General features: G+C 62.0%; 17 protein-coding genes. 6 read left to right on the top strand and 11 right to left on the bottom strand.

The genetic code is table 11. The features are described 5' to 3' along the window. The first annotated feature begins 2 nt into the window (after positions 1-2). The 3 genes from hdaA to ppx all read left to right on the top strand — a co-directional run bounded on the left by hdaA (position 3) and on the right by ppx (position 4479). Positions 3-692 carry a DnaA regulatory inactivator HdaA gene (gene hdaA, locus ABIE33_RS02130; RefSeq protein WP_429120787.1) on the top strand — a complete coding sequence of 230 codons (690 nt, stop codon included), beginning with the start codon at positions 3-5 and terminating at the stop codon, positions 690-692. 65 nt (positions 693-757) lie between these two features. After that, positions 758-2944 (top strand): RNA degradosome polyphosphate kinase, encoded by a 2187-nt coding sequence (locus tag ABIE33_RS02125; RefSeq protein WP_429120784.1) that lies wholly within the window; start codon positions 758-760, stop codon positions 2942-2944. Positions 2945-2955: 11 nt separating this feature from the next. Beyond that, positions 2956-4479 (top strand): exopolyphosphatase, encoded by a 1524-nt coding sequence (gene ppx, locus ABIE33_RS02120; RefSeq protein WP_429120781.1) that lies wholly within the window; start codon positions 2956-2958, stop codon positions 4477-4479. Positions 4480-4537: 58 nt separating this feature from the next. On the opposite strand, the gene ABIE33_RS02115 is transcribed toward ppx, so the two are convergent. Together ABIE33_RS02115 and ABIE33_RS02110 are read right to left on the bottom strand one after the other, a co-directional pair. Then, positions 4538-5896: an esterase-like activity of phytase family protein gene (locus tag ABIE33_RS02115; protein WP_429120778.1), complete on the bottom strand. Its 1359-nt coding sequence runs from the start codon at positions 5894-5896 to the stop codon at positions 4538-4540. A 205-nt stretch (positions 5897-6101) separates the two neighbouring features. Then, positions 6102-6998: an AraC family transcriptional regulator gene (locus ABIE33_RS02110; RefSeq protein WP_429120777.1), complete on the bottom strand. Its 897-nt coding sequence runs from the start codon at positions 6996-6998 to the stop codon at positions 6102-6104. Between ABIE33_RS02110 and ABIE33_RS02105 the strand changes: the two genes are divergently transcribed. Further along, the gene (locus tag ABIE33_RS02105; RefSeq protein WP_429120774.1) at positions 6997-7404 is read left to right on the top strand and encodes a DUF2000 family protein; all 408 of its coding nucleotides are present in this window, start codon (positions 6997-6999) and stop codon (positions 7402-7404) included. The genes ABIE33_RS02110 and ABIE33_RS02105 overlap by 2 nt on opposite strands. Here ABIE33_RS02105 and ABIE33_RS02100 read toward each other — a convergent pair. The 4 genes from ABIE33_RS02100 to ABIE33_RS02085 all read right to left on the bottom strand — a co-directional run bounded on the left by ABIE33_RS02100 (position 7379) and on the right by ABIE33_RS02085 (position 12597). Next, entirely contained in the window at positions 7379-8455 is a 1077-nt protein-coding gene (locus ABIE33_RS02100; RefSeq protein WP_429120771.1) for an adenylate/guanylate cyclase domain-containing protein, read from the bottom strand. The genes ABIE33_RS02105 and ABIE33_RS02100 overlap by 26 nt on opposite strands. 172 nt (positions 8456-8627) lie before the next feature. Further along, positions 8628-9779, bottom strand: a complete 1152-nt coding sequence (gene rnd, locus ABIE33_RS02095; RefSeq protein WP_429120770.1) for a ribonuclease D — start codon at positions 9777-9779, stop codon at positions 8628-8630. A 78-nt stretch (positions 9780-9857) separates the two neighbouring features. Beyond that, on the bottom strand, positions 9858-11258 hold the full coding sequence (locus ABIE33_RS02090) for a multicopper oxidase family protein (RefSeq protein ID WP_429120767.1): 1401 nt from the start codon (positions 11256-11258) through the stop codon (positions 9858-9860). A gap of 100 nt (positions 11259-11358) precedes the next feature. After that, a complete protein-coding gene (locus ABIE33_RS02085) occupies positions 11359-12597 on the bottom strand; it encodes an MFS transporter (protein ID WP_429120764.1) in 1239 nt (412 codons plus the stop codon). Positions 12598-12911: 314 nt separating this feature from the next. On the opposite strand from ABIE33_RS02085, the gene aspS reads away from it, so the two are divergent. Beyond that, positions 12912-14699 carry an aspartate--tRNA ligase gene (aspS, locus tag ABIE33_RS02080; RefSeq protein WP_429120761.1) on the top strand — a complete coding sequence of 596 codons (1788 nt, stop codon included), beginning with the start codon at positions 12912-12914 and terminating at the stop codon, positions 14697-14699. A gap of 78 nt (positions 14700-14777) precedes the next feature. Here the strand turns inward: aspS and ABIE33_RS02075 are convergent, their stop codons facing one another. Beyond that, positions 14778-15983, bottom strand: a complete 1206-nt coding sequence (locus tag ABIE33_RS02075; protein ID WP_429120758.1) for a serine hydrolase domain-containing protein — start codon at positions 15981-15983, stop codon at positions 14778-14780. Between the two features lie 66 nt (positions 15984-16049). Here ABIE33_RS02075 and ABIE33_RS02070 point away from each other — a divergent pair, with 66 nt between their 5' ends. Further along, a complete protein-coding gene (locus ABIE33_RS02070) occupies positions 16050-16700 on the top strand; it encodes a TetR/AcrR family transcriptional regulator (RefSeq protein WP_429120755.1) in 651 nt (216 codons plus the stop codon). 69 nt (positions 16701-16769) lie between these two features. On the opposite strand, the gene groL is transcribed toward ABIE33_RS02070, so the two are convergent. From groL to ABIE33_RS02050, 4 genes are all read right to left on the bottom strand, one after another. After that, a complete protein-coding gene (gene groL, locus ABIE33_RS02065) occupies positions 16770-18395 on the bottom strand; it encodes a chaperonin GroEL (protein ID WP_429120752.1) in 1626 nt (541 codons plus the stop codon). Positions 18396-18513: 118 nt separating this feature from the next. Next, positions 18514-18732: a hypothetical protein gene (locus ABIE33_RS02060; protein WP_025426507.1), complete on the bottom strand. Its 219-nt coding sequence runs from the start codon at positions 18730-18732 to the stop codon at positions 18514-18516. 170 nt (positions 18733-18902) lie between these two features. After that, positions 18903-19910 carry a lysophospholipid acyltransferase family protein gene (locus ABIE33_RS02055; protein ID WP_429120749.1) on the bottom strand — a complete coding sequence of 336 codons (1008 nt, stop codon included), beginning with the start codon at positions 19908-19910 and terminating at the stop codon, positions 18903-18905. Then, entirely contained in the window at positions 19900-21330 is a 1431-nt protein-coding gene (locus ABIE33_RS02050; RefSeq protein WP_429120746.1) for a cytochrome P450, read from the bottom strand. The genes ABIE33_RS02055 and ABIE33_RS02050 overlap by 11 nt, the downstream gene beginning before the upstream one ends. Between the last annotated feature and the right edge of the window lie 516 nt (positions 21331-21846).

Below are 21846 nucleotides of genomic sequence, written 5' to 3'. Positions count from 1 at the left end.
GCATGACAAAACGTCCCTTCGAACAACTGCCCCTGGCATTCGACCACGACCCGGCAACGGGCCGTGAGGATCTGCTCGTTTCCGATCGGCTGAGCGCGGCGATCGCGATCGTCGATCACTGGCCCGACTGGCCGTCGCCGGTTGTCATCATCGCCGGCCCGGTCGGTTCTGGAAAATCGCATCTCGCCAGCATCTGGAAGGAGAGGGCGGGCGCACGGGCGATCCACCCGGTCGCGGACAGTGATGCGGCGTTGATCGCCGCGGAAGGTCCCGTCCTGTTCGAGGATGCCGATCGCCAGGGGTTCGACGACACCACGCTGTTTCATGTCATCAACAGCGTTCGCCAGCATGGCACGGGCCTCTTGATGACCTCGCGGCTCTGGCCCATGTCCTGGCCGGTCGCGCTCCCCGATCTGCGCTCGCGCCTCAAGGCAGCAACCGTCGTCGAGATCGGCGAGCCCGACGACGAGTTGTTGACGCAGGTGCTGATCAAGCTCTTTGCCGATCGCCAGCTTTTCATCGACGAAAAGCTCGTCGGCTACATCGTCCAGCGCATGGAGCGCTCGCTCGAGGCTGCCCAGACGATCGTCGAGCGCATCGACCGGCTGGCGCTTGCCCGAGGTGTCAAGCTCACCCGGTCGCTTGCCGCCGAAGTCCTGGAAGAGCTTGGAAATCAACGCCATTCCGATTAACTGTCACAGTTCCGTCGTCAAACTGTTATAGTTCCTGCAGGCGAAGAAATGGGGTCTGACCAGTAATGGATAATGCGACGTCTGCGGTGAATGAGAACAAACAGGCCGCGGAGGAGCTAGACCTGCTCTCCAGCCCGGAACGGTTCATCAATCGCGAATTCTCGTGGCTGCAGTTCAATCGTCGAGTGCTTGAGGAGACCCTGAACACGGCGCATCCGCTGTTAGAGCGTGTCCGCTTTCTGTCGATCTCGGCCGCCAACCTGGATGAGTTCTTCATGGTGCGCGTCGCCGGCCTTGAGGGCCAGGTGCGGCAGGGGCTGGCCATGCGGTCGCCGGACGGCAAGACGCCGGCCGAGCAGCTCGAAGACATCCTCAAGGAAATCGACAACCTGCAGATGGAGCAGCAGGCTTCGCTCGCCGTCCTGCAACAATATCTCGCCAAGGAAGATATCCTCATCGTCCGCCCGGCATCCTTGTCGGCGCAGGACCGGAGCTGGCTTGCCAACGAATTCGACCAGTCGATCTTTCCGGTGCTGACGCCGCTGTCGATCGATCCGGCGCATCCGTTCCCGTTCATCCCGAACCTCGGCTTCTCGATGGGCCTGCAGCTCATCAGCAAGAACGGCCGCGAGCCGATGACGGCGCTGTTGCGCCTGCCGGTGGCGCTCGACCGCTTCATCCGCCTACCCGATTTCAAGAACGTCATCCGCTACATCACGCTCGAAGACATGGTCAGCCAGTTCATCGACCGGCTTTTCCCGGGCTACGAGGTCAACGGCTCGGGCACGTTCCGCATCATCAGAGACAGCGATATCGAAGTCGAGGAAGAGGCCGAAGATCTGGTGCGCTTCTTCGAAACGGCGCTGAAGCGGCGTCGCCGTGGATCGGTGATCCGTATCGAGCTCGATTCGGAAATGCCCGCTTCACTGCGCCAGTTCGTGGTTCAGGAACTCAGCGTTCCGGAAAACCGCGTCGCCGTTCTGCCCGGGCTTCTGGCGCTGAATACACTGTCGGAAATCACCAAGGCGCCGCGCGACGATCTGCGCTTCGAACCCTACAATCCGCGCTTCCCCGAGCGCGTGCGCGAACATGCCGGCGATTGTTTTGCCGCGATCCGCGAAAAGGACATGGTGGTCCACCACCCCTACGAATCCTTCGACGTCGTGGTGCAGTTCCTGCTGCAGGCGGCGCGCGATCCTGAAGTGGTCGCGATCAAGCAGACGCTCTACCGAACCTCGAACGACAGCCCGATCGTGCGTGCGCTCGTCGACGCGGCTGAAGCCGGAAAGTCCGTGACGGCGCTGGTCGAGCTGAAGGCCCGTTTCGACGAAGAAGCCAACATCCGCTGGGCGCGCGACCTGGAGCGCGCCGGCGTGCAGGTGGTCTTCGGCTTCATCGAACTCAAGACCCATGCCAAGATGTCGATGGTGGTGCGTCGCGAGGAGGGGCGGCTGCGCACCTATTGTCACCTTGGCACCGGCAACTATCATCCGGTCACGGCGAAGATCTACACAGACCTGTCATTCTTTACCTGCAACCCGGTCATCGCCCACGACATGGCGAACATCTTCAATTTCATCACCGGTTACGGCGAGCCGGAAGCGGGCATGAAGCTGGCGGTCTCGCCGCACACGCTGCGCCCCCGCATCCTCAAGCACGTCGAGGAGGAGATCGAGCACGCCAAGGCCGGTCGGCCCGCGGCGATCTGGATGAAGATGAACTCGCTCGTCGATCCCGAGATTATCGACGCGCTCTACAAGGCAAGCCGTGCAGGCGTCGAAGTCGACCTCGTGGTCCGCGGCATCTGCTGCCTGAGGCCGCAAGTTCCGGGCCTTTCCGACAATATTCGTGTCAAGTCCATCGTCGGCAGATTCCTCGAACATTCCCGCATATTCTGCTTCGGTAATGGTCATGGCCTTCCATCGGAGAATGCGCTTGTCTATATCGGCTCGGCGGATATGATGCCGCGCAATCTGGACCGGCGGGTTGAGACGCTTGTGCCTCTTATCAACCGGACTGTGCACGAACAGGTACTTTCGCAGATCATGCTGGGCAATCTCATCGACAACCAGCAGAGCTACGAAATTCTTCCCGACGGCACGTCTCGCCGGATGGAAGTCGGCAAGGACGCCGAGCCTTTCAACGCGCAGCACTATTTCATGACCAATCCCAGCCTCTCCGGCCGGGGTGAAGCCCTGAAGTCCAGTGCACCGAAGCTGATTGCCGGCTGGAAGAGCAGCTGGCACAAGTAAACTGGAATTGCATGGTCGAATCTGAAGCGCAGGGGCGCCTGCCCGGCATCCGCCCGGTTTCCGTTGTGGATATCGGCTCCAACTCCATTCGCCTTGTCGTCTACGAAGGCCTGAGCCGCGCTCCGGCCATGCTGTTCAACGAGAAGGTCATGTGCGGTCTGGGCAAGGGCATCGATGCCACCGGACGCATGGACGAGGAGAGCGTCGAGCGCGCTCTCCGGGCGCTGCATCGCTTTCATGCGCTGTCGCAGCAGGCGCGTGCGATCTCCATGTATGTTCTGGCGACCGCAGCCGCCCGCGAGGCGAGCAACGGGCCGGCCTTCATCGAGAAGGCCGAGGCGATCCTCGGCCACAAGGTGCGCATACTCACCGGCGAAGAGGAGGCCTATTTCTCCGCCATGGGCATCGTCAGTGGCTATCACGATCCCGACGGGGTGGTCGGTGACCTTGGCGGTGGCTCGCTGGAGCTTGTCGAGCTCAGCGGCAAGAAGATCGGCAAGGGCATCACCCTGCCGCTCGGAGGTATCCGCCTCTTCGAGCATAGCGGCGGCTCGCTGCCGAAGGCTCGCACCTGGGTGCGCAAATTCATGAAAAGCTCGCCGGTGCTGAAGACCGGCGCCGGCCGCACCTTCTATGCCGTCGGCGGTACCTGGCGCTCGATCGCCAAGCTGCACATGGAAATTCGAAACTATCCCCTGCACATGATGCAGGGCTACGAGATCTCCTACGACGAGGCGATGGCGCTGCTGCCGGAGGTGATCGAGCCGAGGAATATCAAGCCATCGGCCTATGCGACGATCTCCAAAAGCCGCCGAAGCCTGCTTCCCTTCGGTGCCATCGCGATGCAGGAAGCACTGTCGATCATGAAGCCGGAGCGAATTTCGTTCTCGGCGCTCGGCGTGCGCGAAGGCTATCTCTTCTCGCTGCTGAAAGAAGACGAGCGTGAACAGGATCCGTTGCTGACCGCTGCCGGCGAGATCGCCATCCTGCGGGCGCGGTCGCCCGAGCACGCGCGTGAGCTTGCCGATTGGACCGGCCGCATGGTGCCGTTCTTCGGCGTTGAGGAAACCGAAGAGGAAAGCCGCTATCGCCAGGCTGCCTGCCTGCTCGCCGATATCAGCTGGCGCGCCCATCCGGACTATCGTGGACTGCAGGCGCTGAACATCATCGCCCACTCGACCTTCTCCGGCATCACCCATGCCGGACGGGCCTATATCGCGCTTGCCAACTACTATCGCTTCGAAGGCCTGAACGACGATGGCGCGACTGGTGCGCTGACCGGCATTACCACACCGCGGTTACTGGAACTGGCGAAGCTGCTCGGCGGCTTGCTGCGGGTCGCCTACCTATTCTCGGCCTCGATGCCGGGCGTGGCGAAGAATCTGACTTTCCGCAAATCGTCTCTGCCGGATGTCGATCTGGAGATTGTCGTGCCTGCAGCCTATTCGGAGTTTGCCGGCGAACGCCTCGACGGCCGGCTGCAGCAGCTCGGCAAGCTGACCGGCAGAAGGTTGGCATTCCAGTTCGAGAACTGAACGCACCCAGATCTTTGACGAAGGGCGCACGGACAAGAATCCGAGCGCCCTTTTTTGATTATTCCGCTTTCAGGAATTCGCCGACTTCGAGCAGAACGAACTCGTTGTCATCGGCCCTATCAAGCGCACGGCCGGCCGAGAACGGCAGGTTGTTGTCGTTGCCGACGATGATGTGCGTGTCATCGATGCGATCGACGTTTTCGATCGTCAAGAACGGCATGTCGTAATAGCCGTCGCCGCCGCCCTGGCGCTTCTTGTTATCAGGGTCGGCAATCTTCAGGAGATCGATGTAACCGATCTTACGCACGGCCTTGCCGACATTGCTGTCATCGAAGGCAATCTTGTAGACACGCTTCACCTTCGAGCCGACGGCAAAGCAATCCGGCTTCGGATCCTTCGGATCGGCGCAGGCCTTGTCGAGGGTGCCGGCGCCGTTGTCGCGTTCGATCACCAGAGCGGTCTTGTCGTCGAGCATGTTGAAGTCACCGATCGCTTCGCCGCCTTCAGCCAGCGGATAGAGCCAGCTGCGGCCCGTCCAGGCCTTGCTGGCGACATCGAGTTCGATGACGCGCAACGCCGGACGGCCCTCGGCCTGCTCGACGGTTTCGCCATCGGTCCAGATCGGGCCTTCGAGCAGACCGTAGAGCTTGGCGCCGTCCTTCGATAGCGCCATGCCTTCGTAGCCGCCGGAACGCTTCAGGTTGAAGGCGGGCGACTTCTTCGACGGGTCTCCCTGGAGTGTCAGCGTCGGATTGTCGGGCGACATCACCGGCTTGCCGTCAACCGCAGTGGCGATGACGTCGGTCAGCTTGCCGTCGAGGTCGAACTTCAGGATGTAGGGACCGAATTCCTCTCCGACCCAGAAGCCGTCGGTGACCGGCTGGATCGACTCCACGTCGAAGTCAGCGCCGGTCAGATAGCGCTTGTCGGAACCTTCCATGACGATCGGGAAGGGGGCCTTGCGATCCGGATCGGTGAGGAACAGGCTTTTCAGCGCTTCGACCTTGCCGGCGTCCCAGTCCATCTGCACGTGGTGGAGCATCAGCATGGCATCGGTCGAGTTCAACTTGCTGCCGAAGCCGTTGTCGGAAAGGCTCCAGAAGGTGCCGTCTTCCATGGCCTTGATGCCGGAGAAGCCCTGCATCGGCTGGCCGTTGAAGGGCAACGAAAGGCCGGTCGGGCGCACGCCATCCTTGCCGGGCACGGTGCCGATTGCCTCGGCGCGCTTGCGGTCCGCGGTGGTGAACTTGCCTGATGTCTTCAGGTATTCCGGTGCGTCGGACGGCGCAGCCAGGATCGTGTTTGCCGGCAGGATCGCGTGTGCCTTCAGGGTTGCAGGAAAGGCCTTTTCCTCAGCCAGGACGGTCGTCGTCATCAAAAGTGTGAGCGCCGCAGTGGCGAGAAGCGTTTTGGTCATGAAAGTCACCATGGGTTGGATGCCAAAGTACGGGAACCCGATAGGCGGCTTTGGTGACGGTTGGGTGATGCTTGGCTTACAGGTTAGTGAAGCTTTGATGACAGGCGAAAGGCGCTGCGCTCGAGCGGGGAAACTGGCTGAGTTCGAATTGTCGCGGGCGACCGGACACTGGCTCCGTGCCGCAACAACCCAGCGGCGTCGGACTTCAGCCGACGAGCGCCAGGCTCGCCCATCGTCCGGGCGTCACGCCGTAGGCACGCTTGAAATGGCGGGTGAAATGGGCCTGGTCGGCAAAGCCGGTTTCGAGCGCAGCACCGGCCAGGCTGTGACCGGTGGCAATCATCCGGCGTGCCTGCTCCAGCCGCCGCATCAGGAGGTAGCGGTGCGGGCTGGTGCCGAGAACCTTGCGGAACTGGCGGGCGAGCGTGAAGCGATCAAGGCCGCTGACGGTTTCGAGTTCTTGCGAGCCGACCGGACGATCGAGGTTGGCTTTGAGATAGTCCGTCGCCTCGAAGACCGCCCGCTTTGCCGACCTGCCGGCAGCCTTGCCCGTCGTGCCGGCATGGCGGCACAAGCCTTCCGCTATGCGCGTGAGAATGTCGTCGAGCGCCAGTTCGTCAATGCCGCCGTCGAGATCCATGACGGCCTCGCCGATTGCCTGGCGCAGGGCCACGTCGCCAACCACCGGAGCGGCGATGAAAGGCAAGGCTCCGCCGTTGTCGCCAAGGGCCGCGATCAATCGCTCCGGCTGCAGATACATCATCCGGTAGCGAAGCGTGGCTTCCGTTCCCGCGCCGCCGTCGTGCAGCTCGTCGGGGTGAATGATGATGATGCTTCCGGGCGTGCTGTAGCGGCTCTCTCCGCGATACCGGAAGGTCTGGATGCCACCGAGCGTTACGCCGAGCGCGTAGGTGTCGTGGCGATGCGGCTCGAAGACCTTGCCGTGCAGCCGCGCCTCGATGCGCTCTATGCCGTCCACTGGCGCGGCGACGCGAATCCCGTCGCCCGGCGATCCGCACAATCGTTCAAGATCGATGGTAGCGTCCTCGGCTAAGGCCTCCTCGGGCACGCCCTGATGTCCTGAAATGGAGATACCCGTCATGTTCGACACCAAGTTCGCGATCGTGTTGCGCGAGGATCTGGCCACTTGGCAGAAGCTGAACGTCACCGCATTTCTGGCAACCGGCATCGCCGGGCAGAAACCGGCGATTATCGGTGAAGCCTACCGCGATGGCGCCGGCAACGTCTACAATGCTTTGAGCGTTCAGCCGATCATCGTGTTATCGGCAGATGGTGCGACGCTCGGCAATATTCAACGCCGCGCGATCGAAAGGGAGATCCAAACCTCTGTTTATGTCGATGCCATGTTCTCGACCGGCCATGACAGCGCCAACCGTGCGGTCTTCGCCGAAACGCGGCCCGACGATGCGAAGGTCGCCGGCATCGCCATTCATGCTGACAAGAATCTGGTCGACAAGATCATCAAGGGGGCGAAACTGCATCGGTGAGGCTTGGCTCGGCGGCAGGTGCGGCGGCCGGCGTGCCTCCGGCCCGAAGCGCCAGCACGCCGAGCTTCTGTCCGCGTCCCTTGACGGCATGCTCGCCAAGATCTTGCACCCGGACATAGTGCGGCAGCCGCATCTTGCGGGCGAGGTCGGTGGAAATCAGCACCTGATGGTTCAGTGTCTTGCACAGGCCTTCAAGGCGGGCGGTGGTGTTCACCGTGTCGCCGAAATAGGTGATCTTGTGTTTGTCGACGCCGATTTCGGCTGCGACGATGGTGCCGCCGTGAAGCGCTGCCCTTAGCCGCGGAACCTCGCCGAACTCCTTGCGCCAACGGTGGGCGCCGGCTTCGATCTCTTCGAGAATGTCGAAGACGCAGTGCACGCAGGCGGCATTGTTGACAGCGCGGTCGTAGGGCCAGGTGATAACAGCCGCATCGCCGACATAGTCGTCGATTGCGCCGCGATAGCGCAGCACCGGGTCGGCAAGTGTCACAAACAGCTTGCTGAGGTATTCCTGCATCCTGAGATCGCCGTATCGCTCGGCATAGGCGGTCGAGCCGGCAAGATCGATGAACAGGAAGACGCGTTCCTCCTGCATCGGCTTGCGATAGCGGCCGGTCAGAAGACTCATGAAAACGTCACGACCGAGAAGTTCTCGGACGCGAAGCGCAAAGACAATCGAGCCGGAGACCGCCAGTGCGAACAGAAGGGCCGTGCCCGACGGCACGAGCGCATCGGTCCAATCCTCGTCTATGTGCCCGGTCATCTGCATCAAGAGGCCGGCGAGGCCGAATCCCAGCTCGATAAACACCAGATAGACGGCGATCGAGGCGAGGAAGAAAACGGGTGTCGAGAACGAATGGATCTTGCGATTGAGACGCCGCAGAATGATGCGCCGTTCGAAGGCGAGGATCGGGACGCAGACGCACAATGCGTAAGTGGCGCCGATCAATCCGCCGCCGCCGTCGAAGGCAATCGTCGCATAGGCGGCACCGGCGCTACTGACGATCAGCAGCAGCAAAATTCCCTCGAACATGGAGAAACGCCAGCGCATGCGGAAAAGCCTCGAAACCGGACAGCGAAGAAAGAACGCGTCGGACACCCTGGTTGTGGCGTCACGCGTCAGCACGCTGATGTCTGCTCGACGCGATTGCGAATCAGTCCCGCTGCAGGGCCTTGGCTAGAGCCGGATTCGGGCGGAAAGTTGTTGTCCGCCCGTCCGTTTTTCAGTCGCCGATTTCCATCGCTTCGATCTTCTTGTCGACAAAGCGCAGAGCCACTTCACCATTGATCAATTTCAGTGCCGTATCGCCGAACAACTCGCGCCGCCAGCCTTTGAGCGCGCCGACGTCGGCGTTCTCGCCCTCGGCGGCGATCTTGTCGAGATCGTCGCTGTTGGCGATGATCTTGGCGGCCACGCCCTGCTTCTCGGCAATGAGCTTCAAGAGCACCTTCAGCATTTCGGTGGCAGCGGCTGCACCTTCGGGTGTGTGGTTCTGCCTCGGCAGTCGCGGCAGCTCGGTCTTGGGGATGGCAAGTGCTTCGTTGACCGCCTCGATCAACGCGGCTCCGGCGCTCGAACGTTCCCAGCCTTTCGGGATGGTTCGCAGCCGTGCCATCGCCTCGGAATCCTTCGGCTGCTGCTGCGCGACTTCGTAGATCGCATCGTCCTTGAGGATGCGCCCGCGCGGAACGTTGCGGTTGCGCGCCTCGCGTTCACGCCAGGCCGCGACCTTCTGCAGCACGGCAAGTTCGATCGGCTTCTTGACCCGCATCTTCAGGCGCTGCCAGGCATCATCAGGATGCAGATCGTAGGTATCGCGGGCTTCGAGGATCGCCATTTCCTCGGAAAGCCACAGCGAGCGGCCTTCCCGCTCGAGCTGCGCATTCAGGTACTGATAGATGTCGCGCAGATGCGTGACATCGGCCAGTGCGTAGTCGAGCTGTTTCTCGGTCAGCGGCCGGCGGCTCCAATCGGTGAAGCGCGATGACTTATCGATCTGCTCGCCCTTGATGCGGTTGACGAGCTGGTCATAGGAGACGCTATCGCCGAAGCCGCAGACCATGGCCGCAACCTGGGTGTCGAAGATCGGGTGCGGGATCAGATTGCCGAGATGGAAAATGATCTCGATATCCTGGCGCGCGGCGTGGAAGACCTTGATCACGTCGGGGTTGGCCATCAACGCAAAGAACGGCGTGAGATCGATGCCCTTGGCCATCGGGTCGACGATGACGGCCATATCCGGGTTCGCCATCTGGATCAGGCAAAGCTCAGGCCAGAAGGTGGTCTCACGCAGGAATTCCGTGTCGATCGTAATATAACTTGAGCGGGCCAGCTGCTGGCAGGCGGCCTCGAGATCTGCGGTTGTTTCAATCATCGGATTTAAATCACTGTGGCAAAAATGCGGCTATGTTTTTCGTGTAGCCCTTCATGCCATCCGTCACAATCGAAAATCTCAAACCACCCTGAAATAACCGGTCATGCCGGTCTTCTGGTGCTCGATGATGTGGCAATGGAACACCCAATCGCCGATATTGTCGGCAACGAGCGCGATTTCCGCCTGTTCGTCGGGCAAAAGCAGGATGGTGTCCGTCGGTGGCGGCAGGAAGGTCCGCTTGTTCGAGTTGAGAATGCGGAAGCTCATGCCGTGCAGGTGGATCGGATGGGCGTGCGGCGTCCGATTGGCGATCTGCAGGACATAGCTCTTGCCGAGCTTCATCTCCTCGATCGGTGCGATCGGATCGGGCGTGTCGCCCGGCCACGGCACCTTGTTGATCGCCCAGAAGGTGTAGCCGAGCGAACCGCAGATCGATGGCGTTGCCTTGTGTTCGGCGGTGGCCGTCAGGTCGATCGGGATCCGGGTGGCCACCGACAGGTCCGCCTCGGCGATCGGGTTGGCGGGAAGGGGAGAAACTTCGCGGATGTCGCGTTTCAAGGAGTGGCCGGTTGCGCGGAAGCTGGCGATCGTCCAGGGGTGCGAGCCGCGCAGATTGCCGAGTTTCACCGTGGCGCCTTCGTTGTCGGGAATCCTGACGACGAGGTCAATGCGCTGGCCCGGGCCGACGTCGTAGCGGTCGAGCGGGAAGGGCTTGTCGACCGGGTTTGCATCAAGCGCGACGACCATTGCGTCTGCCCCCTCCAGCCCGACCGTATAGATCCGCGTGACATCCGTTGCCGCGATGCGGACGCGCACGAGGCCGCCGGCGGGCGCGTCGTAGCTCGGCCCCTGCTGCCAGTTCGCGGTGCGAACAGTGCCGTAGGTGCCGCCGCGCGCGGCGTCCCTGGGCTTGAACGGGTCAATGAAGGCGCCGCCTTTGCCGAGCCGCCAGTCGCGCAGGTTCAGCACGATCTCTGCGTCGAATGCCGGGTCATCCGGATTTTCGACAACGATGACGCCGGTCAGCCCGCTTCCCATCTGGGTCAGCGTGTTGCAGTGCGGGTGATACCAGAAGGTGCCGGCATCCGGCGGCGTGAAGACATAGTCGAAGGGGTCGCCCGGATAGACATAGGGCTGGGTCATCTCCGGCACGCCATCCATGGCGTTGGGTATGCGAAGTCCGTGCCAATGCACGGTCGTCGGTTCATCGAGCCTGTTGATCAGTCTTGCGGCATAGGGTTCGCCCATGCGCATCCGCAAAACAGGCGGCATGCCGTTGTTCGCGGCATCGCCCAGCCCGTAGGTCATGACCTTGGGCGTCGCGCCGTCTGAGGCGATCTGTGCCCGCGTCAATTGTGCCCTCAGGATCTGCGGATCCGGTGCCGCACCGGCGCGTGCCGCCATGCCGGCTCCGAATGCGAAGGCGCCGCCCAAAGCGGCGGAGCCCTGGAGGAAAGTGCGGCGGCTGATCAGGGGCATTTTTGCAATCTCGGCAACTGAATAGGGCGACAGCTCGGTTCTAAACCTGATCGTCGCAATCAGCAATTCTCCGGCGCAGCCACATCTTGCCGCAGGCGTTTCAGTCGTCCTTGCGGGTGTGGTTGCCACCGGCGAGCTTGTTGAAGAAGGACGAGGTCCGCAGCAGGTTGCGGAAGGGCATGGCGCGCGCTTCCGCGGGAACGCCGCTACGCGCTGTCATGCGCCTGACCGTGTAGAGCATGAAGAGGAAGAGGATCGCGGCAGTATAGATGAACAGCGCCTGCGGACCGAAAATTTCAAGCAGGAACGAGGCAAACAGCGGGCCGATGATGGCGCCGAGCGACCAGAAGAACAGCATGCCCGCCGATACCAGCGCGTGCTGGCCTTCCGCCGCGTGGTCGTTGGCGTGCGCCGAGCAGAGCGAATATAGCGGCATGGCGAAGGCGCCGAAGAGGAAGATGCCGGCGAAATTGAGCCACTCGTCGTTGCCGGCGCCGAACGCAAGGAAAAGCCCGGCGAGCAGCGAGCCGAAGGTGGCAATCAGGATGATCAGTCGCCGGTCGATCTGGTCGGAGTAATGACCGAGCGGATATTGCAGCACGACGCCACCGATGATGCCGGCGCTCATGAAGGTGGCAATCGCCGTCACCGAGAGACCGATTCCCTGCGCATAGATGGGACCCAGGGATCGAAAGGCGGCGTTGGTCAAGCCGACCACGATGCAGCCGACGGTCGCGAGCGGCGAGATGTTCCAGAGCGCCTTGACGTCGAAGCGGATCGCTTCCGGCGCCACCGGGCTCGACCGATCGGCAAAAGAAATTGGCACGAGCGACAAGGTCAATGCCATCGAGATGATGGCGAAAAGCTCGAACCCGCCGATGCCGACGCCGGGGATGACATATTGCGCGGCGGTGACCGAGCCGAGATCGACGAGACGGTAGACGGAGAGCGTACGCGCCCGATTCGTATTGGTGACGCTGGCGTTCAGCCAGCTCTCGACGGTGGCGAAAAGACAGGCGAAACAGATGCCAGCCACAAGCCGCATCAAGAACCACATGAACGGATTGATGATCAGCACCATGGCGATCGCCGCCGCCGACGCGATCGCCGCCATGGCCGAGAACGTGCGGATATGGCCGATGGCGCGCAGGATGCGGGTCACGTAGACGCAGCCGAACGCAAAACCGATATTATAGCCGGTGCCGATGACGCCGATCAGCGATGTCGAGAAGCCCTCTTCGAGCGCCCGCAGCGAGATGAAAGTGCCTTGCAGTCCATTGCCGCCGATGAGGATGCCTGCGGTGACGAGGAGCGGAATGAGCGGACGAATTTGCGACATGGGCAGGCGACTTCCGAATGGTGCTCGCGAGTCGGATAAGGCGGACCCATTATGTGTAGCGGCGCATTCCGGTGGCGCACAGTCGCGAATTGTGACGATATCAGTTCTTTTGGCGCCGTTTGCGCGAATGCTCCCTCTCAGGCCGGCGAATAGGGTCGAATTTGTCCGGTGTGAGCGGCGCTTCCCTCGGAGAGCGCGGAGGTCTCGGCTTGACAAAGCCGGCGCATCATGCGCTTTTCCGCCCGATTTTGATCATGTTGCCGCGCGCCGTTCCGGCGAGCCTGCGCGGCGCTTTGCAATTCCGGGATAACACGATGCACCGCTACCGCAGCCACACCTGTGCCGCCCTCCGCAAGTCGGATGTCGGCTCCACCGTTCGCCTTTCCGGCTGGGTCCACCGCGTCCGCGACCATGGCGGCCTGCTCTTCATCGACCTGCGTGATCATTACGGCATCACCCAGGTCGTCGCCGATCCCGATAGCCCGGCCTTCAAGGCCGCCGAGACTGTCCGCGGCGAATGGGTCGTCCGTATCGACGGCCTCGTCAAGGCCCGTATGGACGACACCGTCAACAAGGGCATGCCGACCGGTGAAATCGAACTCTATGCCCAGGAGATCGAAGTTCTCTCGGCCGCCAAGGAACTGCCGCTGCCGGTATTCGGCGAGCCGGACTATCCGGAAGACGTGCGCCTGAAGTACCGCTTCCTCGACCTGCGCCGCGACACGCTGCACAAGAACATCGTCAAGCGCACGCAGATCATCTCGTCGATGCGCCGCCATATGGGCGACGTCGGCTTCACCGAATACACGACCCCGATCCTGACGGCGTCGTCGCCGGAAGGTGCACGCGACTTCCTCGTACCGTCGCGCATCCATCCCGGCAGCTTCTACGCCCTGCCGCAGGCGCCGCAGCAGTACAAGCAGCTGCTGATGGTTGCCGGCTTCGACCGCTACTTCCAGATCGCGCCCTGTTTCCGCGATGAAGATCCGCGCGCCGACCGCCTGCCGGGCGAATTCTACCAGCTCGACCTCGAAATGAGCTTCGTCGAGCAGGAAGACGTCTGGTCGACGATGGAGCCGGTCATCCGCGAGATCTTCGTCGAGTTTGCCGACGGCAAGCCGGTGACGGAAAAGTTTCCGCGCATCCCTTACGACACGGCGATCCGGAAATACGGCTCCGACAAGCCGGACCTGCGCAACCCGATCGAGATGCAGGCGGTTACCGAGCACTTTGCCGGTTCCGGCTTCAAGGTCTTCGCCAACATGATCGCTTCGAACCCGAAGGTCGAAGTCTGGGCAATCCCGGCAAAGACCGGTGGTTCGCGCGCGTTCTGCGATCGCATGAACGCCTGGGCCCAGAGCCAGGGCCAGCCGGGTCTCGGCTACATCTTCTGGCGCAAGGAAGGCGAGAAGCTCGAAGGCGCCGGCCCACTCGCCAAGAACATCGGCGAGGAGCGCACCGATGCGATCCGCAGCCAGCTCGGCCTCGATGATGGCGATGCCTGCTTCTTCGTCGCCGGCGACCCGTCGAAGTTCTACAAGTTTGCAGGCGAAGCCCGTACGCGTGCAGGCGAGGAACTGAACCTCGTCGACCGTGACCGCTACGAATTCTGCTGGATCGTCGACTTCCCGTTCTACGAATGGCTGGAAGACGAAAAGAAGATCGACTTTGCCCACAACCCCTTCTCGATGCCGCAGGGCGGTCTTGAGGCGCTGAACGGCGAAGATCCGCTGTCGATCAAGGCCTACCAGTACGACATGGTCTGCAACGGCTTCGAGATCGCGTCCGGCTCGATCCGTAACCAGCTGCCGGAAGTCATGGTCAAGGCGTTCGAGCTGACCGGCAAGTCGCAGCAGGAAGTGGAAGAGCAGTTCGGTGGTCTCTACCGCGCGTTCCAGTACGGCGCGCCTCCGCATGGCGGCATGGCCTTCGGCATCGACCGCATCGTCATGCTGCTGGTCGGCGCGAAGAACCTGCGCGAGATCTCGATTTTCCCGATGAACCAGCAGGCGGTCGACCTGCTGATGGGCGCGCCATCCGAGGCGACATCTGCCCAGCTGCGTGAACTGGCGCTTCGCCCGATCCCGCAGAAGAAGGATTAAGGTCCGAAAAGACCGAAGAAACAAAAGACCCGGCGGTGCCCACCGCCGGGTCTTTTCATTTTTGACCAACCGATCGGGTCAGGGCTTGGCATAGACGGCGTCGCGGACGTCCCGGGTAAACTGGCCCCACATGCCTTCGAACGCCGTGTTGGTCAGCGCCACGACAGTGATGTTCTCGACCGGATCGATGAACCAGTTGTGGCCATAGGCGCCGCCCCACTGGATCGTGCCCTTCGACTGCGGGGTGCCCGCCGCCGTGGGATCGACGAGCACGGCCCAGCCGTAGCCGAAGCCCCAGCCCGGACCCTGCGTCTCCGCCTTGGGGCCGGTCTGATCCTGCATCATCGTTTTCACTGTCTCCGGCGAGAGCAACGGGCCGCCGCCCTTGCGGATCGTTTCCAGGAACGTCAGCAGATCGTTCGCCGTACCGGCCATGCCGGCGCCACCCGATGGGAAGGCGTTTTCGTCGAGGATGCGGTCGGGCGAGAAGGTCATCTTTCCTTCGCCGATCGGCACTGCGGCATCACCCTCCATGCGGGCAGGGGCAGGCGAGCCGTCGAAATAGGCGGCGGTCAGCCTGTCCGTCGGCTTCACGGAGAAGCTGGTGTCGGCCAGTGCCAAGGGCGTTACGACCAGTTCGTCGACAGCCTTGTCCAGCGTCTTGCCAGTCGCTTTTTCGATGACGCTACCAAGCACGTCGATCGCCACGGAGTAGCGCCAGGTCTCGCCCGGTCCCGATGTGAGCGGGACGCTGGCGATACGCTTCAGGTTCTCGTCGAGGGTGATATGGGAGAGATCGAGCCCATCGGAAACACCGGCCTTGGCGTAGGCACCGCCCGGTGCTTGGAAGAAGCCGTATTCCAACCCGGCAGTATGGTTGAGGAGGTGGCGCACCAGGATCGCCGCCTCCTTGCCTTCGAAGCTCGGACGGAAATCCGGCAGCCATTTGCTGATGGGATCGTCGAGCTCGATGCGCCCCTGCTCGACGAGCCGCATCGCAGCCACTGTCACCAACGGTTTCGTCACGGAGGCAAAGCGGAAGATGTCGTCCTGGCGCGTGGGTCGATTCGCCTCGCGGTCGGCAAGGCCTGCGGCTCTGGCGTAAACAAGCTCGCCGTCGCGAGCGACGAGAACGACGGTGCCGACAATGCGCCTTTCGGCGATCGCGCGATCGATCACCGGGTCGAGCTGGGTTTTCAGCGCCGATTGACCGTGATCATCCGCAAGGACGGGAAAGGCGAGCAGCGCGGAGAGCAGGGCCGCGCTTTTGAGGTGGAGACTCATCGTGGAAAACCTCCTATAATCACAATGACCGTTCCTGAATACGTCAGGTGCGGACGTAATTCTAGAGTGATCATTGTGGAAAATAGCAATTCCTTGGAATCTCCTAGTCGTCGACGCGGTCGGCCGCGTGCCTTCGACCGGGATGTCGCGCTTGCCGCCGCCGGCGAAACCTTCTGGCGGCTCGGCTATGAAGGGGCATCGATCGCTGACCTCACCGCAGCCATGGGCATCACGCCACAGAGCCTCTATGCGGCCTTCGTCTCGAAGGCGGACCTCTATCGCGAGGCGCTTGAGCGCTACCGGCAGGAGGAGGGTGCCGCAGCCGGCCGGAACCTGAACGGTGAGGGGCATGTGGTCGACGCCATTGCCAAGCTGCTTCGGGTTTCCGCGCATGAGTTTTCGCTGCCGGGCCGACCAAAAGGCTGCATGATCTCGACTGCGGTCTTGACCTGCGCTGTCGAAAACGACGCGATCGCGCGCCACGTGACCGCTCTTCGCAGCCAGACGCTCTCGGCCCTGGAGGCGCGGCTTCGCCGTGGCATCGAAGAAGGGGAGTTGCGCGAGCACACGGATGCGAGCGGACTTGGTCGCTTTATCGGCGCGATCCTGCAGGGAATGACCGTGCAGGCGCAGGACGGGGCCGGGGAGGCGGACCTGTTGGCGATTGCCGAATTTGCCATCGCCGAGGTCGCGCGCCACCGGCGGGCTGCGGCCTGAGCTCGGTGCTGTCGGGCTTCTCGGCCTGACCCGCCCCGGCTCGCAGCCTGGGGCACTTGCGGCCGTTCCTTAGAAGTCCATGCCCTGACCGCTGGGCGGTTGCGCGGCGCCATCCTTCGGCTTTTCGGCGATCATCGCCTCCGTCGTCACCAGGAGGCCAGCGACGGAGGCTGCATCCTGCAGCGCGGCGCGCACCACCTTGGCCGGATCGATGACGCCCATCTTGAATAGATCGCCATATTCGCCCGTCTGTGCATTCCAGCCGTAGGCGAAGTCGGTTTTCTCACGCAGCTTGCCGACGATGATCGACCCCTCGGCACCGGCATTCTCGGCGATCTGGCGCACCGGCATTTCCACGGCACGCCGGACGATCTCGACGCCGACGCGCTGGTCTTGGTTAGCAACCTTGATGCCGTCGAGTGCGCTGATGACCCGCAGCAGGGCGACGCCTCCGCCGGGTAGAATGCCCTCTTCGACTGCCGCGCGGGTGGCGTGCAACGCGTCGTCCACCCGATCTTTCTTTTCCTTCACCTCCAGCTCGCTCGAGCCGCCGACCCGGATGACGGCGACGCCGCCCGAGAGCTTGGCAAGCCGTTCCTGCAGTTTCTCCCGATCGTAGTCGGAGGTTGTTTCCTCGATCTGCGCCTTGAGCTGGCTGATGCGGCCGCCGATGTCGGCTTTGGTGCCGGCTCCGTCGACGATGGTGGTGTTTTCCTTTTCGATCATCACCCGCTTGGCGCGGCCGAGCGTTTCCAGCGTTACATTCTCAAGCTTGATGCCGACGTCGTCGGAAACCACCGTGCCACCGGTCAGCACCGCGATATCCTCGAGGATCGCCTTGCGGCGGTCGCCGAAACCCGGCGCCTTGACGGCGGCGATCTTGAGGCCACCACGCAGCTTGTTGACGACCAGCGTTGCCAAAGCTTCACCTTCGACGTCTTCGGCAATGATGAGCAGCGGGCGGCTCGCCTGGATGACCGATTCGAGGATCGGAATCATCGCCTGCAGGTTGGAGAGCTTCTTTTCGTAGATGAGGATGTACGGATCTTCAAATTCGACCCGCATCTTCTGCTGGTCGGTGATGAAATAGGGCGAGAGATAGCCTCGGTCGAATTGCATGCCCTCGACGATCTCAAGCTCGATTTCGGCGGTTTTGGCCTCTTCGACTGTGATGACGCCCTCGTTGCCGACCTTTTCCATTGCCTCGGCGAGATACCGGCCGATTTCCGTGTCGCCGTTGGCAGAGATGGTGCCGACCTGGGCGATCTCCTCGTTGTTGGCGATCTTGCGGGCGCGGACCTTGAGTTCAGCGACGATCGCATCGACGGCCAGGTCTATGCCGCGCTTGAGGTCCATAGGGTTCATGCCCGAGGCGATCGCCTTGACGCCCTCCTTGACGATCGCCTGCGCGAGCACGGTTGCCGTCGTCGTCCCATCGCCGGCAACATCGCTGGTGCGTGACGCCACCATGCGCAGCATCTGCGCGCCCATGTTCTCGAACTTGTCTTCGAGCTCGATCTCCTTGGCGACGGACACGCCGTCCTTGGTGATGCGCGGGGCGCCAAAGGACTTTTCGATGACGACATTTCGTCCCTTTGGCCCGAGCGTTACTTTCACGGCATTGGCAAGGATATCGACGCCGCGCAACATGCGGTCGCGGGCATCGCTACTGAACTTGACTTCCTTGGCTGTCATTGTCGGCCTCCCTCAACACGAAACTCGCAGTCACGTGGCCCACCATCGCGAAATGGCTCCTGACGTCTCGATGGTCATCACATCTGCTTTTTCGGACGTCTCCTCAGCACCCCATAGATCATTCCTCGCCGTCATCCGGCGTCAGAATGTCGATTAAAGCCGCGACGCGCCCGGCTGGCAGATGTCGTCCTTCGCCGATCAGCGCTTCGTCATTGTTGACCCAGGCGATTGCTTCGGCGAGTTCGGCCGCACTGGCTCCGGTAGCCAGCAGCTCTGCCATCAGCGTTTCGTCGACCGGGCCAAGAATGGCGGTGATATCAGCATGTTTCAGTCCCATGGCGTTCTCCTTCCGTGTGATCGGTCAGGAATGCGGGCTGGAGTCTTGTCTTCAGACAAATGTAGATAGGCGACGGCGCGCGAGCATCAAGCAGCGGCAATCATAACATGGAACACACGCGCGCGAAAAAGGCCGTCGGAAGTCGCTGTAGTTGCCATGGCCCGATCGGGTCACCCCGGTCGAAGGGAGTTGTCGAGAAAGTACCACTGGTCGAGATTTGCCCGGATAACCGGCTCGAGGGCGTTGTTCAGCATCAGGATATCGTCGAGCTGTCGCGCGCCGGGACGCTCTTCGGGCGGCAGCTTTATCGGGGGCAGCGCGCGGCATTCGAAGCGGAAGCCCTTGGTGCGCAGGTTGTACCACGGGCAGATGGTTGCGCCGGTCATGCGCGCCAGACGAATGGCAATCGCTAGATTGCCTTCGAGATGCGGCTTGCGGTCGAAGAACGGTCCGCGAATGAAGCCGCCGAAACCTTCGTCGCAGAACGTGCTGACGACGCCACCACTCTTCAGGATCTTGATCGCCGGCCGAATGCCCTCGGCGCCCGGCGGAAGGAACCGCAAGCCCGCCTTGCTGCGGACGCGCTCGGCGATCCAGGCTTTGGCGCGGCCCTTGGGCGGGAGGTAGAAGGCATGGGGGTGGACATTGATGCTTTGCAGGACAGTCGGGCCGACTTCCCAGTTGCCAAGATGCATGCCGACGATGATGACTGGGCCGGCCTTGGCCGCTTCGCCGATGATCTCAAGGCCGTGCAATGTCAGCCGGTCACGGTTGTTTTGCAACCGGTTCACGACGGAGAATTCGGTCATCAGCCGACCCTGTGCCCGGCAGTTTTCGCGAAAGAGCGCCTCCAGTTCAGCCTCGTTGAGATCGGGTCGCAGTGCGCTGATCGTTTCTCGCGCCCGTCGTGATGCCACCTTGTGGAAGCGCGGCATGGCAAACAGACCGAGTGCTGCGCCAAGGTCGGAGCAGGCGTCCATCGGCAGGAGCTTCATGCCGAAATGCCCGGTGAGGTGCGCGAGGTTCCAGAGATTGTCCGTCACCCAATAGCGCCAGAAGGCATTGAATCCCTCGCGGCCGGAAAGGGCGTCTGCGAAGGAGGGCGGTCCCTCGCTTGCGAAGGTCCACGCCTTTCGCTTGGCAATTCTCTCGGCTTCGCGCGGCTCTTCAGTGGTCATGGGATGCTCTCCGCCGTCGATGAAGGGTAACGGGAAGCCCGCCCTTTGGCCGAAGCGTCAGGCGGCAGATGGGCTCCACCTTGTGGCCGTCGACGAGGGCCACCCGGAACTGCTGCGCGATAATCGCCAGGCACAGGATTGCTTCGGTGAGACCGAAATGCAGGCCCGGGCACACGCGCGGGCCGCTTGCAAACGGAATGTAGCTATAGGGCGTCGGGCGGCGTCCGCCCATGAAACGGTCCGGACGGAAATGGTGCGGATCCTCAAACAGGCTCTCCGTTCGGTGCAGAAGCCACGGAACGATCAGAACGAGCGATCCGCTTTCCGCGGCGATATCACCGATCATTTCGGCCTGGCGCGTTTGGCGCGCAAGAATGGGGACGGGCGGGTAGAGGCGGAGTGTCTCCTCGATGATCGCCTTGCACAATTCGAGTTGCGGCACGTCGTCGATCGTCGGAACGCGATCGCCGCAGACACGGCCAATCTCGTCATGGAGCGCCTTTTCTACCCAGTTGGCGCGAGACAGGAGATACCAGGTCCAGGTCAGTGTAGCGGCTGTTGTCTCATGGCCTGCCATGAAGATTGTCGCCGCTTCGTTGCGCAGGGCAACCTGGTCGAGCTTCAGTTCCGGATTGCGTTGCTGCCGACGGATCAGCAGCTCAACCATCGAATTGTGATCGCCGCGGCCCTCCAGATGGTCCTCCACCACCTTGTCGATGATCTGATGGATACGCTTGACCGAGCGGCGAAGCGTCGGTGTCCGCAAGATCGGCAGCCCGTCGTCGAAACCGAGGAAGTAGCCGAGATTGATCGAATCGACCAGCGATTGGTAGCTCGTGAAACTGTCGGTGACCGCCGCCGCGCTATCGTCGCCGAGCTGATTTCCAAAGACGCTTCGCGCAATGATCTCGGCGGTCAGTCCAGCCATTTCGTGCAGGACGTTGACCTGCGCACCATCAGCCATGCCGTTCCAGCGCACCACCAGTTCGCTGGTCGTGCGCTCCATCACCGGGCCGAAGGCCGGCACTCTTTTGGCATGCACGATGTCGGCGACCAGGGGGCGTCGTTGCTTCCAGGTGTCGCCGTCCGAGATGAAAAGGCCGTCCCCGAGCAGGAACTCGAGCGCCCGGCGCATCTGCGGGCTCTTGCGCTCGAAGTTCTCGTGACGCTTGACGACCACCTGGCGGATGAGGTCGGGCGAGTTGACCAGAATGACCTGCCGGCCGATCAGCCGGATCTGGGATACCTTCTCCGTAAAGTCGTTGTTCCGCCAGATCGACAGGAAATCCGTTCTCGCCTGAAGCAGAAGTCTGAGGGGCTTGCCCGGTGGGCCTGAATAATAATCGGCGCGCGCGGGCTCGAACTTCTCTTTCGACAGCTCTTCCCTGAACTTTACCGGTTGATGGAACCACCCAGCCATTGCCGTCCGATCTGTCGAAAAAGGAGAATAAATACTTTTGCGTTCGACGTTCAGTTCAGTAGGATTCGCCGCAAGGCGGCGTATTCCGAAGTACGAAGCCCGCCGCTTCTATTCTTCGCTGTTCTTCTCAGGCGCAGTTTTCGATAGGATCGGGGTGGGATTTGTTCTCCCGTCGATAGCGGCATATGGTGGAAAACATCGCGCAGTACGGGATGGTCTGGCAAAGCGCCATTCAAGTCATATGTTGGTAAGTCATGCTGAAAAATATGTAGTCGTTCGCGAGAGGCGCACGAGTAATAGTGGCTGCGCGGACCTTGGGAAGCAAGGCACGCGAAATAAATCTGCGGGTGGAAAGGCAGGTTTTCAACGGAAAAGCACGGGGCGACAAGTGATTGACACTTGCACGGTCAAGTATTCCAGGATGGGACTGTCGGTTTAACAGTCCGTTCAACCGGCGAGGCCGGCACCGAGTGCCGATACTAAAACGCCGGCGACTTCGATGACCGTCGGGTCTTG

It is taken from the genome of Ensifer sp. 4252, from assembly GCF_050434565.1.
Classification (GTDB): Bacteria; Pseudomonadota; Alphaproteobacteria; order Rhizobiales; family Rhizobiaceae; genus Ensifer.
The sequence above is the reverse complement of the archived record's forward strand: the minus strand, read 5'-3'. Positions and strand labels throughout refer to the sequence as shown.

Bases quoted from the DNA above. Each gene is read 5' to 3' on its own strand.
- rnd (WP_429120770.1), bottom strand. From the start codon at position 9,779: ATGATTGAAACAACCGCAGATCTCGAGGCCGCCTGCCAGCAGCTGGCC.
- ABIE33_RS02085 (WP_429120764.1), bottom strand. From the start codon at position 12,597: ATGTCGCAAATTCGTCCGCTCATTCCGCTCCTCGTCACCGCAGGCATC.
- ppx (WP_429120781.1), top strand. From the start codon at position 2,956: ATGGTCGAATCTGAAGCGCAGGGGCGCCTGCCCGGCATCCGCCCGGTT.
- ABIE33_RS02050 (WP_429120746.1), bottom strand. From the start codon at position 21,330: ATGGCTGGGTGGTTCCATCAACCGGTAAAGTTCAGGGAAGAGCTGTCG.
- ABIE33_RS02060 (WP_025426507.1), bottom strand. From the start codon at position 18,732: ATGGGACTGAAACATGCTGATATCACCGCCATTCTTGGCCCGGTCGAC.
- aspS (WP_429120761.1), top strand. From the start codon at position 12,912: ATGCACCGCTACCGCAGCCACACCTGTGCCGCCCTCCGCAAGTCGGAT.
- ABIE33_RS02100 (WP_429120771.1), bottom strand. From the start codon at position 8,455: ATGCGCTGGCGTTTCTCCATGTTCGAGGGAATTTTGCTGCTGCTGATC.
- ABIE33_RS02110 (WP_429120777.1), bottom strand. From the start codon at position 6,998: ATGACGGGTATCTCCATTTCAGGACATCAGGGCGTGCCCGAGGAGGCC.
- ABIE33_RS02105 (WP_429120774.1), top strand. From the start codon at position 6,997: ATGTTCGACACCAAGTTCGCGATCGTGTTGCGCGAGGATCTGGCCACT.
- ABIE33_RS02125 (WP_429120784.1), top strand. From the start codon at position 758: ATGGATAATGCGACGTCTGCGGTGAATGAGAACAAACAGGCCGCGGAG.
- ABIE33_RS02090 (WP_429120767.1), bottom strand. From the start codon at position 11,258: ATGCCCCTGATCAGCCGCCGCACTTTCCTCCAGGGCTCCGCCGCTTTG.
- ABIE33_RS02115 (WP_429120778.1), bottom strand. From the start codon at position 5,896: ATGACCAAAACGCTTCTCGCCACTGCGGCGCTCACACTTTTGATGACG.
- hdaA (WP_429120787.1), top strand. From the start codon at position 3: ATGACAAAACGTCCCTTCGAACAACTGCCCCTGGCATTCGACCACGAC.
- ABIE33_RS02055 (WP_429120749.1), bottom strand. From the start codon at position 19,910: ATGACCACTGAAGAGCCGCGCGAAGCCGAGAGAATTGCCAAGCGAAAG.
- groL (WP_429120752.1), bottom strand. From the start codon at position 18,395: ATGACAGCCAAGGAAGTCAAGTTCAGTAGCGATGCCCGCGACCGCATG.
- ABIE33_RS02075 (WP_429120758.1), bottom strand. From the start codon at position 15,983: ATGAGTCTCCACCTCAAAAGCGCGGCCCTGCTCTCCGCGCTGCTCGCC.